Consider the following 16,716-nt stretch of genomic DNA (forward strand, 5'->3'; position numbering starts at 1 on the left):
GCCGGTTACAGCTCGTTCAGTTTGCGCAGCAGCTGGCCGCGGTACTCCTCGTCGCTCGTGACGCCTTTGATTTCGAGAACGTTGCGCTCGAGTTTGTCGATGGCGACGCGGAAGGCGTTTTCTGCGCCGTAGCCCTCGCCGGTACCGGCAACCTGTCCTTTGTTCGTTCGCAGCCGGATCTGACACTGGATGAGCGAGGTGCCACGGAGCTTCTCGTTGTGTTCGTGGAAACGGACGTGAGCGTGCATCACCTGCATATCGGCGTACTTGTCCGCGACGTCCTCGATGCTCTGGACGATGGACTCTCGAGTGATCGTATCGAGCATCGAGATGTTGGTGATCTGGACGTCCATGTGCTCTTCTTCGGTAAACGTCAGCGCCCGCAAGACGTCCGTCTTGGTGACGACACCGATAACGACTCGGTCGTCGTCTTCGGGTGTGACCATCAGCCCGGCGTAATCCTCCGAGAGCATCTCAGTGACTGCTTCTTTGGCAGAAGTATCAAGCGTGGTCGTCTCGACGGGACTGGTCATGATGTCGTAGACGGGGACATCGAGCAGCCGGTCGGAGTCACCGACACGGTCGCCGGTCGTCGTCGTGTGGTTTTCTCGGATGACGAAGTCGGCGATATCGTGGGTCGTCACGACGCCGGTGAGATAGCCGTTCTCGTTGACGACGGGCAGCCGTGAGATACCGTGTTCTCGCAGGTAGTTGATCGCCTTCCCGATCCCGTCGTCTTCTGCGAGGATGACCGGATCGTCCGAGTAGACATCGCCGACGGTGAGCGTATCGAGATTGTCGATGACGGCCTCGAGGATCGCGTCGCCAGTGATGACGCCCCAGAGATCGCCGTGTTCGAACACCGGCGCGACCTTCGCGTTGCTCTCGATGAGCATTCGTGCGGTCTCCCGAACGTCCTCGTTTCGGTCGATTTTCGGTGCCGGTGAGTTACGGCTGGGTTTGATGAGTGCAGCGACTTTGGCGTCGTCTTCGACGTGCGACTGGAGGACCTCTCGCTCGCTGATGACACCTTCGTACTCCCCATCATTGGTAACGATAATTCCCTTGGGGTTGCCGTTCTCGAAGGTCGAACGGACCTTCCCCATGCGTGTGCCAACGTCTACTTCAATATATTCCGTGGTGGCGATATCAGCGATATTCATCGTTCTGTTCGGGTATACTCTCGCTGGGGTTTTGAACATACCGCACGTTCTAGCTGGGTGGGTTCAAGCCGGATGTTTTTGAATTGGCTATCGTACTCGGAGTATGAACCCCGATATCAGTGTCCTCGGTCGGTACACCTACCTCGCGACGGAACTGTTCTGGGGGGCCATCGCCGTCCTGTTGCTTCGGCGTGCAGATGCCCTCCGAAACGCCGCCGTCACGATCCTCGCGCTGTATCCCATCGCCTACGTCTGGGATCGCTACACCCTCGCCGTCGGCGTCTTCGACATCAAACTGCGAACCGGGATCGATATCGCAGGGATTCCGCTCGAGGAACACCTCTTTATGGCGGTCGTTCCCGGACTCGTCATCGGCTTCCACGAGACGCTGTTCGGCGACGATCCATCGTGATCATCGACGGCGATCGAGGCGGCTGTCAGTGACTGCAACTGACCACGAGCGTCTTATTCTCGCCGCCCTTTTCAATAGTCGATGGGAGAGCGCCGTCCCGCAGACGACTCGTCCGGCGATGACCGCACCGATCGTGCCGTCGTCGGGGCACTACTGCGATTCGTCCTCGCCGTCGTCCTGATCGGGACACTCGCTCTCGGAACCGCGATGTTCGCACCGACCGTCCTCGAGGACCTCGGTATCGACAGCGACGAGTTCGAGATCCCAAACGACGTCGATACGGGTCCGTTCCCCCCTCCGAGCTCGGAGCCGCCGCCGGCTGGCGAGCGAAACCCCGCCGTCACTGACCCAGCAGACCCCGGCGAGTCGACCGTCCAAACCGACGTCGAGACCGTCGACTCGGCAACCGTCGAGGACTTCGTCCATGCCGAGGTCAACGACCGACGGGCCGACCACGACCTCGCTCCCCTCGAGTGGGACGGAACAGTCGCCTCCGTTGCTCGCGCCCACAGTTCCGATATGGCCGACCGGGAGTACTTCGATCACGTCACTCCCGACGGTGAGGAGCCCATGGATCGTTTTACCGCCGTCGACGACTACTGTCGGGCCTACGGAGAGAACATCGCTCAGACGTGGATCGACCGTCCTGTTGGAGAGCCCGGAACCGACGATACCGTCCGCTATCAGACCGCAGAGGCGCTGGCAACCGGGCTCGTCGACCAGTGGATGAACTCCACACCGCATCGGCAGGCCATCCTCGAGGAAGGCACCGTGCCCGCCTGGGATCGTGGCGGTGTCGGCGTCTATCTCACCGATGATGGGACCGTTTATGCGACACACAACTTCTGTGTCGAGTGGTGAGCAGACCAGTTCGACAGCGGCTTCGAACGCCCTAGACTACAACGCGAGACAGAAACTGTGACCGACTGACAGGCCTTTAGTGCTGGCCGTCGTCGCTCCCCGTATGGACGTCTCCGAGACCGTTATGTCGATCTACCGGACGGCAAGCGACCGCGATATCTCCTTTCTCGCGGCCGGGTTTGCCTACTACGCGTTCGTCTCGTTGATCCCGTTGGTCTTGCTCGCACTCGTCGTCGGCTCGCTTCTCGGCGGCGAGGATGCAGCCGAACGACTGATTCTCGTCGCTGGCGACTTCCTCCCCGAAGCGGGCGAGGACCTCGTCACCGACGCATTGACGACCGAATCCGGACGCACGGAGGCGACCGTCATTGCGCTTGCCGTCGCCACCTGGGGTGCGCTCAAGGTCTTTCGCGGACTCAGCCTCGCGTTCGACAAGGTCTACGACGAGGTCGCCGAGGACACGTTGGTCGATCAGGTCAAAGACGGCCTCACCGTGATCATCGCGGGCGCAGGTGCGATGGTGTTGATGATCGTGATCGGGACGGTCCTCGGGCTCGCCGCCGACCGCGTGCCGTTTGCCGGCGTGATAGGCTGGGTCACGCTGCTGATCGGGCTCGTTCTCGTGTTCGTGCCGATCTACTACGTCCTCCCACCGATTCCGGTCGCGGTCACCGATATCCTCCCCGGTGCCGTCTTCGCCGCCGTCGGGTGGACGATTCTCCAGGTCGGTTTCCAGCTCTATGCCGCCAACGCGGGCCAATATCAGGCGTACGGCGCGGTCGGGGCCGTCTTGCTCTTTGTCACCTGGCTCTACTTTGCCGGCATGTTGATTCTCTTTGGCGCGGTGCTCAACGTCGTGCTTTCGAAACCAACGCTGGCCGAAGCGCCGGCCTGATACGGCCTGCTGTCGTCACTGACCACCGATCACCGATCTCGTCTCTGGTGATCAGCGAGAACTCGGTACAGCAGACCGTCTGAACCGGCCACCGAAAGCATGTTTCGACGGTTCAGTTTCGAGTTTCGGTCACTCGTCGTGACGATCACACTGGGCAACAGTTATGGTCTCCGCAGGGACAGACGTGCACAATGAGCGACGAGCATCCCTCCCCGGACAAGCCGGAACCCGACTCGAGTGCGTCGACCGACGACGGCGACTCGAACGATAGTCTCGAGCCCAGCGGTGGCCCACAACGCGTCGTCTCCGACCAGAGCGTCGATGACATTCTCAACTCACTCAACGAGACCAAAGCAGCGGCCGACGACTCGAGTGACTCGACCGAGGAGACGGCGACCGAAACGGAGCCGTCCGTGACGACCTCGTTCGACGAAGCCGACGTTCCGGCAGCCGACGACGGCACTGCCGACGCCGGAGACGATCCAGCGAGTGACGCAGCGACAGGGATCGATGCGGCGGCGACGGCGATTCCCGACGACACGGACCTGGACGAGGACGCCTCGCTCGAGGAGCTCGCGGCTCGCATCGAAGACGGCACCGTCACCGGCGCAGACGTCCGGGCCGCCGAGGCAGGGTCTGGACGAGAGTCGACGCCCGACGTCGACGAGATCGAGCTCTCGATGGACGATCTCGAGGCGACGCAGGCACAGTCGACGTCCTCGAACAGCGGAGGCGGGTCGGCAACAGCCGATCTCGGCGATGACGCCGGCCCCCTCGCCGGCTCGATCAGCCGCGATGCCGGCGACTCGAGCGAGAACGACGACGAGGAGGATTCGGAAGAGGCGGCCGGTTTGTTCGCTCGGATCAAGCAGTTCTTCAGTGGGTGAACGAAGCGAACTCGGCGGCGTCTGTCTGCATCTACAGTGAATGTGGCAGTGGATTTACAATCGAAGATAGGGAAAACAGCGGCATGAACCCCGGTCGCTTCGTTTCCGTCTGGTTTCTCTGCGTCGGGACATTGCTCCTCCTCTCGTTTCTTTTTGGCGTCGCGTCGGGTGAGTTGCAAGTCGGGCTCTCCGCAGCGACGTTTGGCGCACTCACACCGGGTATTGCGACGCTCTTTATCGGCGTTCACCGGATCAGCAACCCGACTGAAGAGACGTGGCCGGAGGAGTACGGCGTCTGGACGTACGTCGCGTCCCTCTTTCTGGTGGGGATGGCTGGCTGGTTGGTATACATCCTGGTTTGGTAAGCCAAAGACGGATCGCGACCGCGCCGGTCACTCGACACCCCAGTCCGTATTAGCCAACCAGCGAAATCAGTACGAACAGCGATCCCATCGAGAGCAGCGTCGTCACGAAGACGTTCAGCGACGCAAATTCCGTGTCACCGCCGAGTTCGGCCGCGAAAACAAACGTCGAAACTGCGGTCGGCGTCGCGAACATCACGACTGCGGCAGTAAACGTCGCCGTATCGACGGCCAGCACAGAGAAGACGATCCACGCGAGGGCGGGCATACAGACGATCTTCAGCGCGACGACGGCACCGGTCGCGCCGTAGTCGATCGCCGGCAGGTCGACCTCGAGTGAGGCTCCAACACAGAGCAGTGCCAGCGGCAGCGCCAGCGAGCCGACTGCGTCGAGGCCGGTTGCAGCAGGGCCGGGAACCGAGAGGCCGACCGACCCAACCGTGAGTCCGACGAGCAACGAGAGCAACACGGGGTTTTTCGCCAGCCCTCGTAGCTTGGGTCCAAGCGCCGCATCAGCACCGTTGAGCGTCGACAGAATCAGCACGGACATCGGTAGCTGGGCCAGCGTCACGACCCCGAGGATCACGCTCGCGATCGCCGCCACCGCCGGCTCGAACGTCGCGGCGATGAGCGGCACGCCGAGATAGCCGATGTTCGAGTGATACGACTGGATCACAGCCACGCTCTGGCGGCCGCTCGAGTCTCGATTGCGGTGGACGAGCCACGCGAGTCCCGCCGTCGTGAACAGGACGAACACCAGTCCCACGAACAGCGCCAGCGAAAGGAGTTGGCCGATCGCCTGCTCGTATGTCGAGACGAAGATCAGTGCCGGCAGCGCGACGTAGTAGGCAACGGCGTTCAGCCGTGCCGTCCGGTCGGTGTCGAGCACACCGGAGGCTCGCAGTCCGGTCCCAAGCAGCAAGACGACGAGCAACCCCACCAGCCGGCCGACGACCTCCATACTGGCCTCGAGTCGACTCGCACGTTTCTACCGTTCGGTTAGTTCTGATGATGGGGTTGTCTGCCAGGACTCGAGTCAGTGAGGGAGGTGTGCAAAAAGCGGTGCTCACGGCTGTCTCTCAGCTAACGCCACGCATCGCTCGTCGGTATTGCGTCGTCAGAAATGGGTTGGGCAGCTTTGAACCACGCCCGAGAACCTGCGCCTGTGGCGCAGAACTTCGGTCTAGTTCAACCTGCTCAACGTAACGAGTTTGCGCCTCACGGATTTGTTCGGCGCAAAAATAGTGGGTTGGGGCAGATTTGAACTGCCGACTTCCTCCGTGTGAAGGAGGTATCATAACCGGACTAGATCACCAACCCGCACGAAACGATTCCCGGGCGTTCGACTTAAGACTTCCTTTCATCGGTCGTCGGCAGTCCTGACCGACCGTCACCGAACGCGACGCTCGAGTGTGCTTCCAACGTGCCGAACGCGTCGCTCGGCGGTCTGCTCGAGGCGCTCGAACTCCGTTCGCACCCGCTCGAGGCGAGCCGGCTCGGGGGCTGGCTCCCGGCCCAGCCGAACTCGAAGCGCGGTCAGGTGGGGCGCGAGGGATTCACGGACACCGAGTGTTGCGTGTTTGCCGGCTCGCGTGGCGTAGTAGAGGCTGTCATGGAAGTGTTTGTTCATAACTCTCAGACAGTCTGGAGGCGATCAGCGAATATAGCCCTTTCGCAGACGACAGAACACGATTCGAGACGGCTTTGACACGTAGACCGGTTGCTGGACCGTCATCGGTCGACCTCGAGGACCGCACACAAAAGACGTGGATACTCGAGCGGCCGGCCCGGTCCCGGCACCGACACATCGGGTGTCGGCCGACGCCCACACTGCAATCAGACGGTTTGCCGCCCCGACCGACCGGGACACCAGCAGGGCGGTCGCAGGTGTCCCGGGACTGACGGACAGCGGCTGGGCTCAGTACTGTGGCTGTTCTTCGCGTTCGCCGTCGCGTTTGTTCACGACGCGAGCGAGGGTAAACAGGCCGTCCGAGAGCCGATTCAGGTACTGGACGGCTTGTTCGTTGATCGGCTCTTCGTTGGCCAACGACACCGCCCGCCGTTCGGCGCGTCGACAGACCGTCCGTGCGTGGTGGAGCCGCGAGCCGTGTTCGCTGCCCGTCGGCAGGATAAACGAGGTCAGTGGCTCGAGTTCTTCGTCGTACTCGTCGATCCATTCCTCGATGGTGTCGACGTGGTCGGCACGGACAACGGGATCATCATCGTCGGGGTCGGGGTTGGCGAAATCCGCCAGGACGACGTGGAGTTGGTTCTGAATCGTCCGTAGGCGCTCGTTGATATCGTCGTGGTCGGTCGGTCGAACCGTGCCGATGAGGGCGTTGAGTTCGTCGACAGTGCCGTAGGCTTCGATGCGGGCGCTCGATTTCGAGACCCGGGTCATATCTCGGAGATCGGTTTTCCCCTCGTCGCCGCGACCTGTGTAGATCGACATACTCGAGTCGACGGACGGTGAGTACTTAACTTCTGTCAGGCCAGTTGTGTGACGAGCCGCTTGCGTACCGGCTGTCGCCTCGTCGCTGGGCTGACAACGGATGCCGCAATCAGTATCTTCAACAGCCCCCATACCCAATTTCCGCGCATGGCTATGGAACTCGAGCACTACTGTCCCGACTGCGAAACCGAGCGGACGTTCTACCGCGCCGCGAGCACGACGCTGCACCTCGGCGAGAAGGTTAAATGGCACTGCCCCGAGTGCGATTACGGCTTCGTTCGAATCAGCGACAACGGGACGGCCGTCGACTCGAGCGCATAAGCTCTTTTTTCGGTTCGCTTCTCCAGCCCACACAGAATCGGTCGTGCCAGCGACAGCCCGGTCGTTGGAGGGAGTTTGCACTCGTTATTGATCCGTTGGGCCCCGTTCGTAGGCCGGTGAGACCGCCCGAATCGTGTTCGCGACGTGTTGGAGTTCCATGCCCAGCAAAACGACGACGTCGGACAGCGAGACGATCCCGACGAGGTCGCCGTCGTCGACCACGGGGAGTCGACGAACCCCGTTCGTGGACATGAGATCGACGAGATCGTAGACGCCCGCGTCGGCGGGCACCGTCAGCAGGTCGTCGGAGACGATCTCGGCGACCGGCGTCTCTCTCGTGACACTGTTCTCGGCGAGGACCTCGAACGCGAGGTCTCGGTCAGAGACGAGGCCGAGCGGTTCGTCCGCCGAGGCAACAATCACGCTGCCGACTCGTTTCGTTCGCATCGTCTGGACCACGTCGGAGAGCGTTGCGTCTGGCTTGACGGTAACCACAGTCCCACGAGCGATATCGATGACAGCCATACACGCACGTCATCGCTGCGCGATACAAGTGTTCCCCTGATTCGACGATCCCAGTCACACGCTCGTCGCTCGACCCAGTCCCGCCTTGCCGATCTGCCACGGAGAACCCATAAACACGTACAGCCGGTAGTAGAACACGTATGCAAGGGCGTAGACTGGCAACGACGGACGAACTTATCGCGATCGTCAGTCCCGACAGCGAGGGGCCCCTCGAGACGCTCACTGAGTGGGCCGACGAGCGCGGTCTGGGGCTTTCGACCGTCGACGTCGGCGACGATATTGGTGGCGTCTACGACGAGAGTCGGGCCACGCTCGGGGTGACACTCGGCGGTGATGGAACCTTCCTCGAGGGAGTCAAGACGTTCGCACCGCGAGAGATTCCACAGTTGGGCGTCAACACGGGCACGCTCGCCTTTCTCGCCCGCGTCGAGCCCGAAGATCTCGAGGACGCCCTCGAGGAGGTGCTTCACGGGCGGGCCGCAGTCGACAGCCGCCAGCAGGTCCACGTCACCGCGCCCGGCGTGGACGCCACCGGGATCAACGACGTCATGGTCCAGCAGGTGCCCCCGGAGAACCCCATCGACCGGAAGGTGGCGCGACTCGACGTTTACGCGGACGACGAGTACATCGGCGAGTTCGAGGGGACGGGGCTTGCCGTCTCGACGCCGACCGGCTCGACGGGCATTTCGCTGTCGGCCAACGGCCCGGTCCATTACCCCGTAAACAACCACACGCTCCAGATCGTCCCCCTGCATACGCACAACCTCGGCGTCAGACCGATCGTCGTCTCCCCTGAGACGGAGTTGCGGATCATCACGAGAGGACAGGCAAGCTTGCTGGTCGACGGCGGCCGCGCCCACACGATTCTGAGCGAGGACGACGAGATCACGGTCACGGGGGCCGACAAACGTGCCCACGTCGTCCGAACCAGCTACGACGACCATTTCTTTACGGCGATCACGAAGAAACTCGGCTGGAGCCTTCGAGACGCAACGGTCCCACCCGAGAAGCGACTCGAGAGCCCTTCTCCCCCGGGGACGGCCACGACGGACTGCGAGGGGACGGATACCGTCCAACGCGCGCTCACGGTCGCGACGGAAGCCGCCAAAGCCGCCGGCGAACCGCTGCGAGAACTCCACGGACAGGTCGAATCGATCGCCGTTAAAAGCAATAAATCCGATATCGTTACCGAGGCCGACCATCAGGCCGACCGGATCATCACGACTGCCGTCGGCAACGAATTTCCCGACCATGCGATCTTCTCCGAAGAGAGCACCCGCCAGACCGGCGAGAACGCGGACTATCTCTGGGTGATCGATCCGCTCGACGGAACCGGAAACTTCGCACACGGCAACCCCAACTACTCGATTTCGGTTGCCCTGATCGAGGACGGCGAGCCAGTGATGGGCGTCGTCTACGTCCCCGAAACCGACGAGCTGTTCACCGCGATTGCGGGTGAGGGCGCCTGGCGTGACGGCGACCCGATTCGGACAACCGATCGGGATCGACTCGACGAGAGTATGCTCATCTCTGGATACGATCCTGACGGAAGCTTTCTCTCGCATTTCTACCAGGAGTCACGCGGCGTCCGACGGCTCGGCTCGGCGGCGCTGAATCTCTGTTATCTCGCCAGCGGCAGCGCCGATGCGATCTGGGAACACGACACCTACTCCTGGGATATCGCCGCTGGCCTCGTGATCGCCCGCGCCGCCGGGGCGACGATTACGGACGAATCGGGTGCCCCGTTCGAGTTCGTCTTAGACACCGACGAACGGCGGGCGCTACTCGGCTCGAACGGCTCGCTCCATCCCGCGTTGCTCGAGCACGTCGCGGACGGGCTCACGACGCCAGCCGAGTAGCGGCTGCAAAACGAATCGGTTCGGCATCGAAGCCGGCGACGCGATCAGTCGTCCTCGAGGGCGTGCCAGGACAGCCGCGGCGAGCGGGCGGCGCTGGTCTGGTCGATCCGGCGGGCCGTCGTTCGGTCGGGGGCCGCCTCGAGGGTTGCGTCGTCCTCGTCGGCGACGGCGTTGAACGCGGCGGCGAGGCGATCTAGCGTGGCCTTGCTCTCGACTTCCGTCGGCTCGGTCATCAGCGCCTCGGGGACGATTTCGGGCCACTTGGTTGTCGGCGGGTGGACGCCGAAATCGAGCATGCGTTTGGCGACGTCCGCGGCGTCTTGCTCGCCGGCGCTGGCAACGAACTCGTGGTGGAACGGCTCGTAGGGGACGTCGTACTCGATCTGACTCGCAAGATAGTTCGCGTTCAGGACGGCTTTCGCGCTGGCGTCGGCCAGTCCTGCGTCACCGAGTCGCGCGATGTAGGCGAAGGTCTTGACGAGGACGAGCCAGTTGCCCTGGAAGCCATGCACCTTGCCGATGGTGTGGTCGGGGTCGAACAGTTCGTAGGCCGGCTCACTCGCGCCACCCTCGGCCTCACGGACGCGGGGTGATGGTAAGAACGGCGCAAGTTCGGAGACGACGCCGACCGGCCCGGCACCCGGGCCGCCGCCGCCGTGGGGCGTCGCGAACGTCTTGTGGACGTTGTAGTGCATCACGTCGAAGCCCATATCGCCCGGGCGAGCGCGGCCGAGCAGGGCGTTCAGATTCGCCCCGTCGTAGTAGAGCAACCCGCCGACGTCGTGGACCATCTCGGCGATCTCAGAAATGTCGCGCTCGAACAGCCCGAGCGTGTTCGGATTCGTGAGCATCAACGCGGCCGTGTTCTCTGAGAGGGCAGCCTCGAGCGCCTCGAGATCAACGCGGCCCTCATCGTCGCTGGGCAGGGAGACGACGTCGTAGCCACCCAGCGCGGCGGTCGCGAAGTTCGTCCCGTGGGCGCTCTCGGGGACGATGACTTCGTCGCGGTGGCTCTCGCCGTTATGTTCGTGGTAGGCCGCGGCGACGCGGATGCCGACGAACTCGCCGGCCGCGCCGGCTGGTGGCTGGAGCGTGACGGCGTCCATCCCACCGATCCGGCCGAGGTAGTCCTGCAGGCGGTACAACAACTCGAGGGTCCCCTGCGTCGAGCGTTCCGAGCGATCCGGGTGGACGGCCGCACTCGGGAGCGCCGCCACGTCCTCGGTGAACTTGGGGTTGTACTTCATCGTACAGGATCCAAGCGGGTAGGGGCCGCTGTCGATCCCGTAGATCATCTGCGAGAGGCGCGTGTAGTGGCGGGCCAGTTCGGGTTCGGAGAGGTCGGGTAACTCGAGGCTGTCGCGGGTGAGGTCGTCGGGTAGCGGCGAGTCGTCGTCGCCGATCTCGACGCGTGTCAGATCCTTCTCGGCGAGCAACGGCTCGTACTGGCCGTTCTCGACGTAGCGGGCCTGATCGTATCGAACTTGCCCGGCGTCCGCGGACTCGTCGAGTCCGTCGTCCGTCATCGTGCCACCTCCCTGAACGCGGCGACGAACTGATCGATCTTCGCGTCCGAGACGCCGGCGACACAGACCTGTAGCTGGTGGTCGCCGACGACGTGAACCGCGAAGCCGCGTTTCTCGAGGTCGCTGGCAATCGCGGCTGCGGGCTGGTCGACGTAGACGACGAACTCGCGAACGTGTCGGCCGTCGTCGACCGGCGCGGTGACGCCGACGAGGTCGTCGAGGCGCTGTGCGAGATCTTCGGCCCGGACGACGCCGCGTTTCGCGAGGTCGACCATGCCGTGTGGGCCAAGCGAAGCCGCATGAATCGCAGTTCGAAGCGCGACCCACGCCTGGTTCGTACAGATGTTACTCGTCGCTCGCTCCCGACGGATATGCTGTTCGCGGGTCTGGAGGGTGAGCGTGTACACCCGTCGGTCGGTCGCGTCCTCGCTTGCCCCGACCAGTCGGCCGGGAACCTGTCGAAGGTAGTCCTCGCGTGTCGCAAACAGGCCAAGTCCCATCCCGTAGCTGGTCGGCAAGCCGAGCACGCTCGCGTCGCCGACGACAACATCGGCACCGACGTCGGCGGGTCGCTGCAGTAAGGAGAGGGCGACCGGATCAGAGCCAAGCACGTACAGCGCTTCGTGTTCCGTTGCGAGGTCGCCGATCGTCTCGAGGCCCTCCTCGATCGTCCCGCGAACCGTCGGATTCTCCACGTAGAGCATGACGACGTCGTCATCGGCCGTCTCCTCGAGGCCCTCGAGGTCGACGGTACCGGCGTCGGTGGGGTATTCTTCGACGACGAGATCCGTGCCGGCGACGTAGTTCTCGAGCGTCGAGCGCCGCCCCTCGAGTAGCAGGTCAGGAACGAGCACGCGATGGCCGCTCGTCTCCCGAACGCGCTCGGCGAGCGTGGCTGCTTCCCCGAGCGCCGTCGCCGCGTCGTACATCGAGCAGTTGGCGATCTCGAGGCCGGTCAGTTCGACCAGCAGCGACTGGTACTCGAACAGCACCTGGAGAAAGCCCTGCGAGACTTCCGGCTGGTACTGCGTGTAGGAGGTCAGAAACTCCGAGCGATCCGCGAGGTGGTCGACCAGTGATGGAATGTAGTAGCCGTAGTGACCCCGACCCAACAGCTCCGTTAGCGTGTCGTTGCGCCCCAGGATCGAGCGTACCAGTCGTCTTGTCTCCCGTTCTGATCGGGAATCGATACCGAACGCATCGTCGAACTCGACGGCCGCTGGAATGTCGAACAGGTCATCGACTGTCTCCGTGCCGACGGCCTCGAGCATCCGCGAGCGTTCCTCGTTAGTGTGAGGAGCATATGGGCTCCCTGTGGCGTCTGATCCGTGCATAGCTAGTACTGGCCCCGGTCGACCGAAACAGACGGATCCCGGCTGTGTCGCCTGCTCGAGTCGATCCGAGGCATGATACGTGTGCATAGCGGTCACGGGGTAATGAACGCACCCCTTCGGCTGTTATCGTATCGGCTCGACGACTGTCACCGGGTTAGGGAGGCGGATCGGTGTCGGAATCGGCTGCAGTCTCGGTGTCCGGCTCCGTTTGCGGCCCGGTCGCCGTTTCTTCCGTTTCGCCCGCCGCGGGCGATTCGGCGGCTGTCTCTCGATCGTCATCGGTTCCGTCGCGCTCCTCGCCTGTGTCCGAGATCCCCGTTTCGGACTCGGTGTCGACGGCAGCGTCCCCAGTCACGTCCTCACCGGCCGCTTCGGTCTCCCATTGTAGCTCTCGTGACCGCTCTCGAGCGAACACGTCGAGTGTGACCTTCGCGCCGCCGAGGACGACGGGACCGATGAACAGCCCGACTGCACCGAAGACGACGAGGCCGCCGAAGATCCCGACGACAATGATCGCGGAGTTGAACGCACTCGTTCGGCCGATCAGTGCGGGTCGCAGGTAGGTGTCCGAGGCGCTGATCAGCGAGCCGTAGACGACGAGCGCCGCTGCGGGGATGACCTCGCCGACGGCGAGCAGATAGATGACGACCGGCAGCCAGATGCCGAACGCGCCGATCAGCGGGAGAAGTGTGAAGACGAACGTCCCAACGGTGAGCAAGATGACGGCTGGGACGTTGAGGACGGCCAGCCCGACACCGAGCAACATCGCCTGAATGGCTGCGACACCGACGTTCCCGACGACAGAGGCCCACATGAGCTGATCCAGTTCCGCGAGGAGTTCCTGCTGAATCTCGTCGTCGATCGGGATGACAGATTGACTCCACGCGACGAGTCGCTCGCCGTCTCGCAACAGCGCAAAGAGCACGAACAGCGTCACCGTTATGCCGATGAGAATTCCTGGGAGGCCGCTGACGAACTCGATCCCACTCGTTGCAAGCCCCTGTAACCCGGTCGCGATCGGCTCCTGATAGGCACCGTACATTTCTGCCAGGTCGACGGCGACACCCGCATCCTCGAGTCGCTGTTCGATGTCGGTGGCGTTCAACGTCCCGTCCTGGATCGCGCTGACGAGTTCGAGGGCCTGTCTGAGTGCGATCGCGAGCACGTACGCGACCGGCAACAGGATCGTGAGAATGGCGACGACGACAAGTGCGAGCGCTGCAAGCATCGGACTGATGACCCGCTCGAGACGTCGCTGTGCCGGTGCCAGAACGTACGCGAGGACGACGCCGAGGAGGACATACTGTAGATACGGCAAAATAATGAACGCGGCAAGCGCGACGCTGACCACTGCGAGGGCTGTCAGCGCCCGTCCTTCGGCGAACCACCCCGGCGGATCGGCCCGGTCGGACATATCCGACACTATGGCTGTGCTAACGCATTAGTCCACTGACCGGTTGCAGTTCGCGTTCCTCCTGTCATCGTTTTCCGACGACGAACGCAGGTATCGCCGGCCGCTCGTCAGAGCCGGCACACCCGTGACCATCGTGTGACTGTGCTGGAACACGAGGACGGCAGACCGTCTCAGTCCTCAAGCAACGGCCGCGACGAGTTGGTAACGACCAGCAGGCTGCTCGCACCCATTGCAAGCGCCGCGAACAACGGGTTGAGCAGTCCCGTCACGGCGAGTGGGATCGCGATCGCGTTGTAACAAAACGCCCAGCCGATGTTGCCTTTCACGCGCCGGTCGGTCGCTCGAGCGAGGTCGAAAACGGTCTCGACCGAATTCAGGTTGTCGTCGACGAGGGCGACGTCCGCCGCGTCGGCGGCCATCGCCGTGCCACCGCCGAGGGCGATTCCGAGGTCGGCAGCCGCAAGCGCTGGCGCATCGTTGGTCCCATCGCCGATCATGACCGTCTGGCCGCGCTCTTTGAGTCGTTCGACAGTCTCGGCTTTGCCTTCGGGCGGGACACCCGCGAACACCTGCTCGACGGCCGGATGCTCGCGGAAGCGACTCGCGGCTTTCGCGTCGTCGCCGGTGAGAACGATGACGTCGGTGTCGGTCTTCGAAATCGCCGTCAGCGTCTCCGCCCACTCCCCGCGGAGTTCATCACCGACGACGATGACGCCCTCAGCTCGTCCATTACGGCCGACCGCGACCGGAACCTGCCCGGTCTGTCGACCGTCGTCGATTCGGGCAGCGATTGACTCGGGGACCGTCCAGCCACGGTCAGCAAAGAGGTCTGGGTGGCCAACGACGACCTCCTCGCCATCGACAACGCCGCTGACACCGGTTCGGTGCGTGTCGAACGCCGTCACGCGGTCGCTTTCGGCGGTCGGCTCCGACATTGATTCGGACTCGACCTCCGTTTCCTCGTCGGCTACTGTCGCTCTCTCCGCATCAGCTTCCGTCGTCTCCTCGAGGACGTCCGAGCCACCGTCTGTCGCCGGACGCAGGGCGGCGATCGCCTGCCCGATCGGGTGAGCGGACTGGGCCTCGAGCAGCGCTGCCTGTTCCACGAGGCCGTCGTCGCAGCCGGCGTCGACGACAGTCATCTCGCCGGTCGTCAGCGTCCCGGTCTTGTCGAAGACGACGGTGTCCGCGGTACGGATGCGCTCGAAGACGCTGTCGTCGAAGACGACGATCGATCGCTCTAAGGCGTCTCGAATGCCGGCCGCGACCGCAAGCGGCGTTGCCAGCCCGAGCGCGCACGGACAGGAGACGATCAACACCGTCAGCCCGACGAGCAACGCAGCGGACACCCCGTAGCCCAAGACGATGTAGAGCGTCGTGACGACGATCGAGAGCACGAGCACGAGCGGGACGAAGATCGTCGCCAGTTTGTCCGCGAGTTTCTGAATGCCGTGGGTCCCGCTCTGGAGATCCCAGACGAGTTCGGTGATTCGGTCGAGGCTGCTGGTCGCGTTTTCCCCGACACGGACGGTGACCGCACCGTCGGCGACCATCGAGCCGCCGACGACCGCGTCGCCGGAGGTTTTGCCGACCGGCAACGACTCGCCGGTGATGACCGCCTCGTCGACCGCAGCCTCGCCGTCGACGACATCGCCATCGACGGGAATCCGCTCGCCGGCCCGAACCAGCACGTGATCGTCCGCCTCGAGATCGGCGACGGCGACGTCGTCGTGGCCCCCGTCGTCGCGAACCCGGCGGGCTTCGTCGACCTGAATCGAGGTGAGATCCGAGAGGCGCTCGGTCGCCTGCTGTTTGATCGTCGTCTCGTAGTAGTTCCCGACGGAGACGATAACGATGATGGCGACGGTGACGTCGTAGTAGATGTGGTCGCCACCGACGATGACCGAGAGCGTACTGTAGAGGTATGCGCTGACGGCCGCAATCGCGACGAGCAGATCCATGTTCGGCGATCTGGTCCGTGCGCTGACGTACGCTCCCTGCAGGATCGGCTTGCCCGTGACGGCCAACACGATCGTCGTGAGGGCGGCAACAACGAGATAGAACGGCGTCGCGAGCGGACTCGCAAGCGTCGCCTCGAGGAACTCCGTCGTCCGCTCGTCATAAAAGAGCCCGCCGAAGTAGATGGGGTAGATGAGCACGATGTACTGCAACATCACCATCATCCCCATGAGGACACCGACGACGACGCGTCCCATCGCCCAGTTGTTCGCCTGTCGGCGGCTAAAGGCGTCCTCGCGGTCGTAGGCGCTGTATCCGAGGCCGCTGATCGCCTCCTGAAGGGCCGACTGGGAGACGGTTTTTGGGTCGTGATCGATCCGCACCGTGTCCGTGACGTAACTCGCGCTCGCGTCGCTGACGCCATCCGTGTCACGCGAGACCGACTCGATGAACGCCTCGCAGGTCGCACAGTGCATCCCGTCGACCTCGAGGAACGTCGCCTCGTGATCGTCGGGGACCTCTCGCCTGCGGTTCGTGTCGTCGTCGGTCGCTCGCGTGCGACGGACGTCGTCGGCGTCGATCTCAAGGTCCTCGAGGTCGCCGAGCGTCTCGTAGACGTCTCGACAGCCGACACAGCAGAAGGCGTCGCCGTCGTGGGTGACGCCGCTCCCTTCGACGGGGAGGTCACAGAGCGTACAACCGGTCTCGAGGTGATCGTCTGTCATCGTGAGTGGGTGGAACGAACG

The 16,716-nt window shown here is 63.5% G+C and carries 16 protein-coding genes and 1 tRNA gene; 7 read left to right on the plus strand and 10 right to left on the minus strand.

Annotated features, from left to right (window positions below; all coding sequences use genetic code 11):
• Positions 1-5: 5 nt before the first annotated feature.
• On the minus strand, positions 6-1,163 hold the full coding sequence (locus BW940_RS11970; RefSeq protein WP_076609453.1) for a CBS domain-containing protein: 1,158 nt from the start codon (positions 1,161-1,163) through the stop codon (positions 6-8).
• A 103-nt stretch (positions 1,164-1,266) separates the two neighbouring features.
• Here BW940_RS11970 and BW940_RS11975 point away from each other — a divergent pair, with 103 nt between their 5' ends.
• From BW940_RS11975 to BW940_RS11995, 5 genes are all read left to right on the plus strand, one after another.
• Positions 1,267-1,575 carry a lycopene cyclase domain-containing protein gene (locus tag BW940_RS11975; RefSeq protein ID WP_076609454.1) on the plus strand — a complete coding sequence of 103 codons (309 nt, stop codon included), beginning with the start codon at positions 1,267-1,269 and terminating at the stop codon, positions 1,573-1,575.
• An 81-nt stretch (positions 1,576-1,656) separates the two neighbouring features.
• Positions 1,657-2,436, plus strand: coding sequence for a CAP domain-containing protein (locus tag BW940_RS11980; RefSeq protein ID WP_076609455.1), 780 nt, complete (start codon positions 1,657-1,659; stop codon positions 2,434-2,436).
• Between the two features lie 103 nt (positions 2,437-2,539).
• Positions 2,540-3,331 (plus strand): YihY/virulence factor BrkB family protein, encoded by a 792-nt coding sequence (locus tag BW940_RS11985; protein ID WP_076609456.1) that lies wholly within the window; start codon positions 2,540-2,542, stop codon positions 3,329-3,331.
• 191 nt (positions 3,332-3,522) lie between these two features.
• A complete protein-coding gene (locus BW940_RS11990; RefSeq protein WP_076609457.1) occupies positions 3,523-4,218 on the plus strand; it encodes a hypothetical protein in 696 nt (231 codons plus the stop codon).
• An 83-nt stretch (positions 4,219-4,301) separates the two neighbouring features.
• Entirely contained in the window at positions 4,302-4,583 is a 282-nt protein-coding gene (locus BW940_RS11995; protein WP_076609458.1) for a hypothetical protein, read from the plus strand.
• A 49-nt stretch (positions 4,584-4,632) separates the two neighbouring features.
• On the opposite strand, the gene BW940_RS12000 is transcribed toward BW940_RS11995, so the two are convergent.
• From BW940_RS12000 to BW940_RS12015, 4 genes are all read right to left on the minus strand, one after another.
• Entirely contained in the window at positions 4,633-5,541 is a 909-nt protein-coding gene (locus BW940_RS12000; protein ID WP_076609459.1) for an AEC family transporter, read from the minus strand.
• 284 nt (positions 5,542-5,825) lie between these two features.
• Positions 5,826-5,900 (minus strand) — tRNA-Val (locus BW940_RS12005).
• Between the two features lie 70 nt (positions 5,901-5,970).
• Complete coding sequence (locus BW940_RS12010; protein WP_076609460.1) at positions 5,971-6,210, minus strand: DUF7553 family protein; 240 nt, start codon at positions 6,208-6,210, stop codon at positions 5,971-5,973.
• 288 nt (positions 6,211-6,498) lie between these two features.
• The gene (locus BW940_RS12015) at positions 6,499-7,032 is read right to left on the minus strand and encodes a cob(I)yrinic acid a,c-diamide adenosyltransferase (protein WP_076609461.1); all 534 of its coding nucleotides are present in this window, start codon (positions 7,030-7,032) and stop codon (positions 6,499-6,501) included.
• A 147-nt stretch (positions 7,033-7,179) separates the two neighbouring features.
• On the opposite strand from BW940_RS12015, the gene BW940_RS21820 reads away from it, so the two are divergent.
• On the plus strand, positions 7,180-7,353 hold the full coding sequence (locus tag BW940_RS21820) for a DUF7838 family putative zinc beta-ribbon protein (protein ID WP_173834887.1): 174 nt from the start codon (positions 7,180-7,182) through the stop codon (positions 7,351-7,353).
• Positions 7,354-7,437: 84 nt separating this feature from the next.
• On the opposite strand, the gene BW940_RS12020 is transcribed toward BW940_RS21820, so the two are convergent.
• Positions 7,438-7,878, minus strand: a complete 441-nt coding sequence (locus BW940_RS12020) for a CBS domain-containing protein (RefSeq protein ID WP_076609462.1) — start codon at positions 7,876-7,878, stop codon at positions 7,438-7,440.
• 140 nt (positions 7,879-8,018) lie between these two features.
• Between BW940_RS12020 and BW940_RS12025 the strand changes: the two genes are divergently transcribed.
• The gene (locus BW940_RS12025; protein WP_076609463.1) at positions 8,019-9,737 is read left to right on the plus strand and encodes an NAD(+)/NADH kinase; all 1,719 of its coding nucleotides are present in this window, start codon (positions 8,019-8,021) and stop codon (positions 9,735-9,737) included.
• 44 nt (positions 9,738-9,781) lie between these two features.
• On the opposite strand, the gene gcvPB is transcribed toward BW940_RS12025, so the two are convergent.
• From gcvPB to BW940_RS12045, 4 genes are all read right to left on the minus strand, one after another.
• On the minus strand, positions 9,782-11,263 hold the full coding sequence (gene gcvPB / locus BW940_RS12030) for an aminomethyl-transferring glycine dehydrogenase subunit GcvPB (RefSeq protein ID WP_076609464.1): 1,482 nt from the start codon (positions 11,261-11,263) through the stop codon (positions 9,782-9,784).
• The gene (gcvPA, locus tag BW940_RS12035) at positions 11,260-12,597 is read right to left on the minus strand and encodes an aminomethyl-transferring glycine dehydrogenase subunit GcvPA (protein ID WP_076609465.1); all 1,338 of its coding nucleotides are present in this window, start codon (positions 12,595-12,597) and stop codon (positions 11,260-11,262) included. Before gcvPA ends, gcvPB begins: the two co-directional genes overlap by 4 nt.
• Before the next feature lie 154 nt (positions 12,598-12,751).
• The gene (locus BW940_RS12040) at positions 12,752-14,011 is read right to left on the minus strand and encodes an AI-2E family transporter (RefSeq protein WP_076609466.1); all 1,260 of its coding nucleotides are present in this window, start codon (positions 14,009-14,011) and stop codon (positions 12,752-12,754) included.
• A gap of 170 nt (positions 14,012-14,181) precedes the next feature.
• Positions 14,182-16,695 (minus strand): heavy metal translocating P-type ATPase, encoded by a 2,514-nt coding sequence (locus BW940_RS12045; protein ID WP_076609467.1) that lies wholly within the window; start codon positions 16,693-16,695, stop codon positions 14,182-14,184.
• Positions 16,696-16,716 lie beyond the last annotated feature (21 nt).

This window comes from Natronorubrum thiooxidans (assembly GCF_900156475.1).
Classification (GTDB): domain Archaea; phylum Halobacteriota; class Halobacteria; order Halobacteriales; family Natrialbaceae; genus Natronorubrum; species Natronorubrum thiooxidans.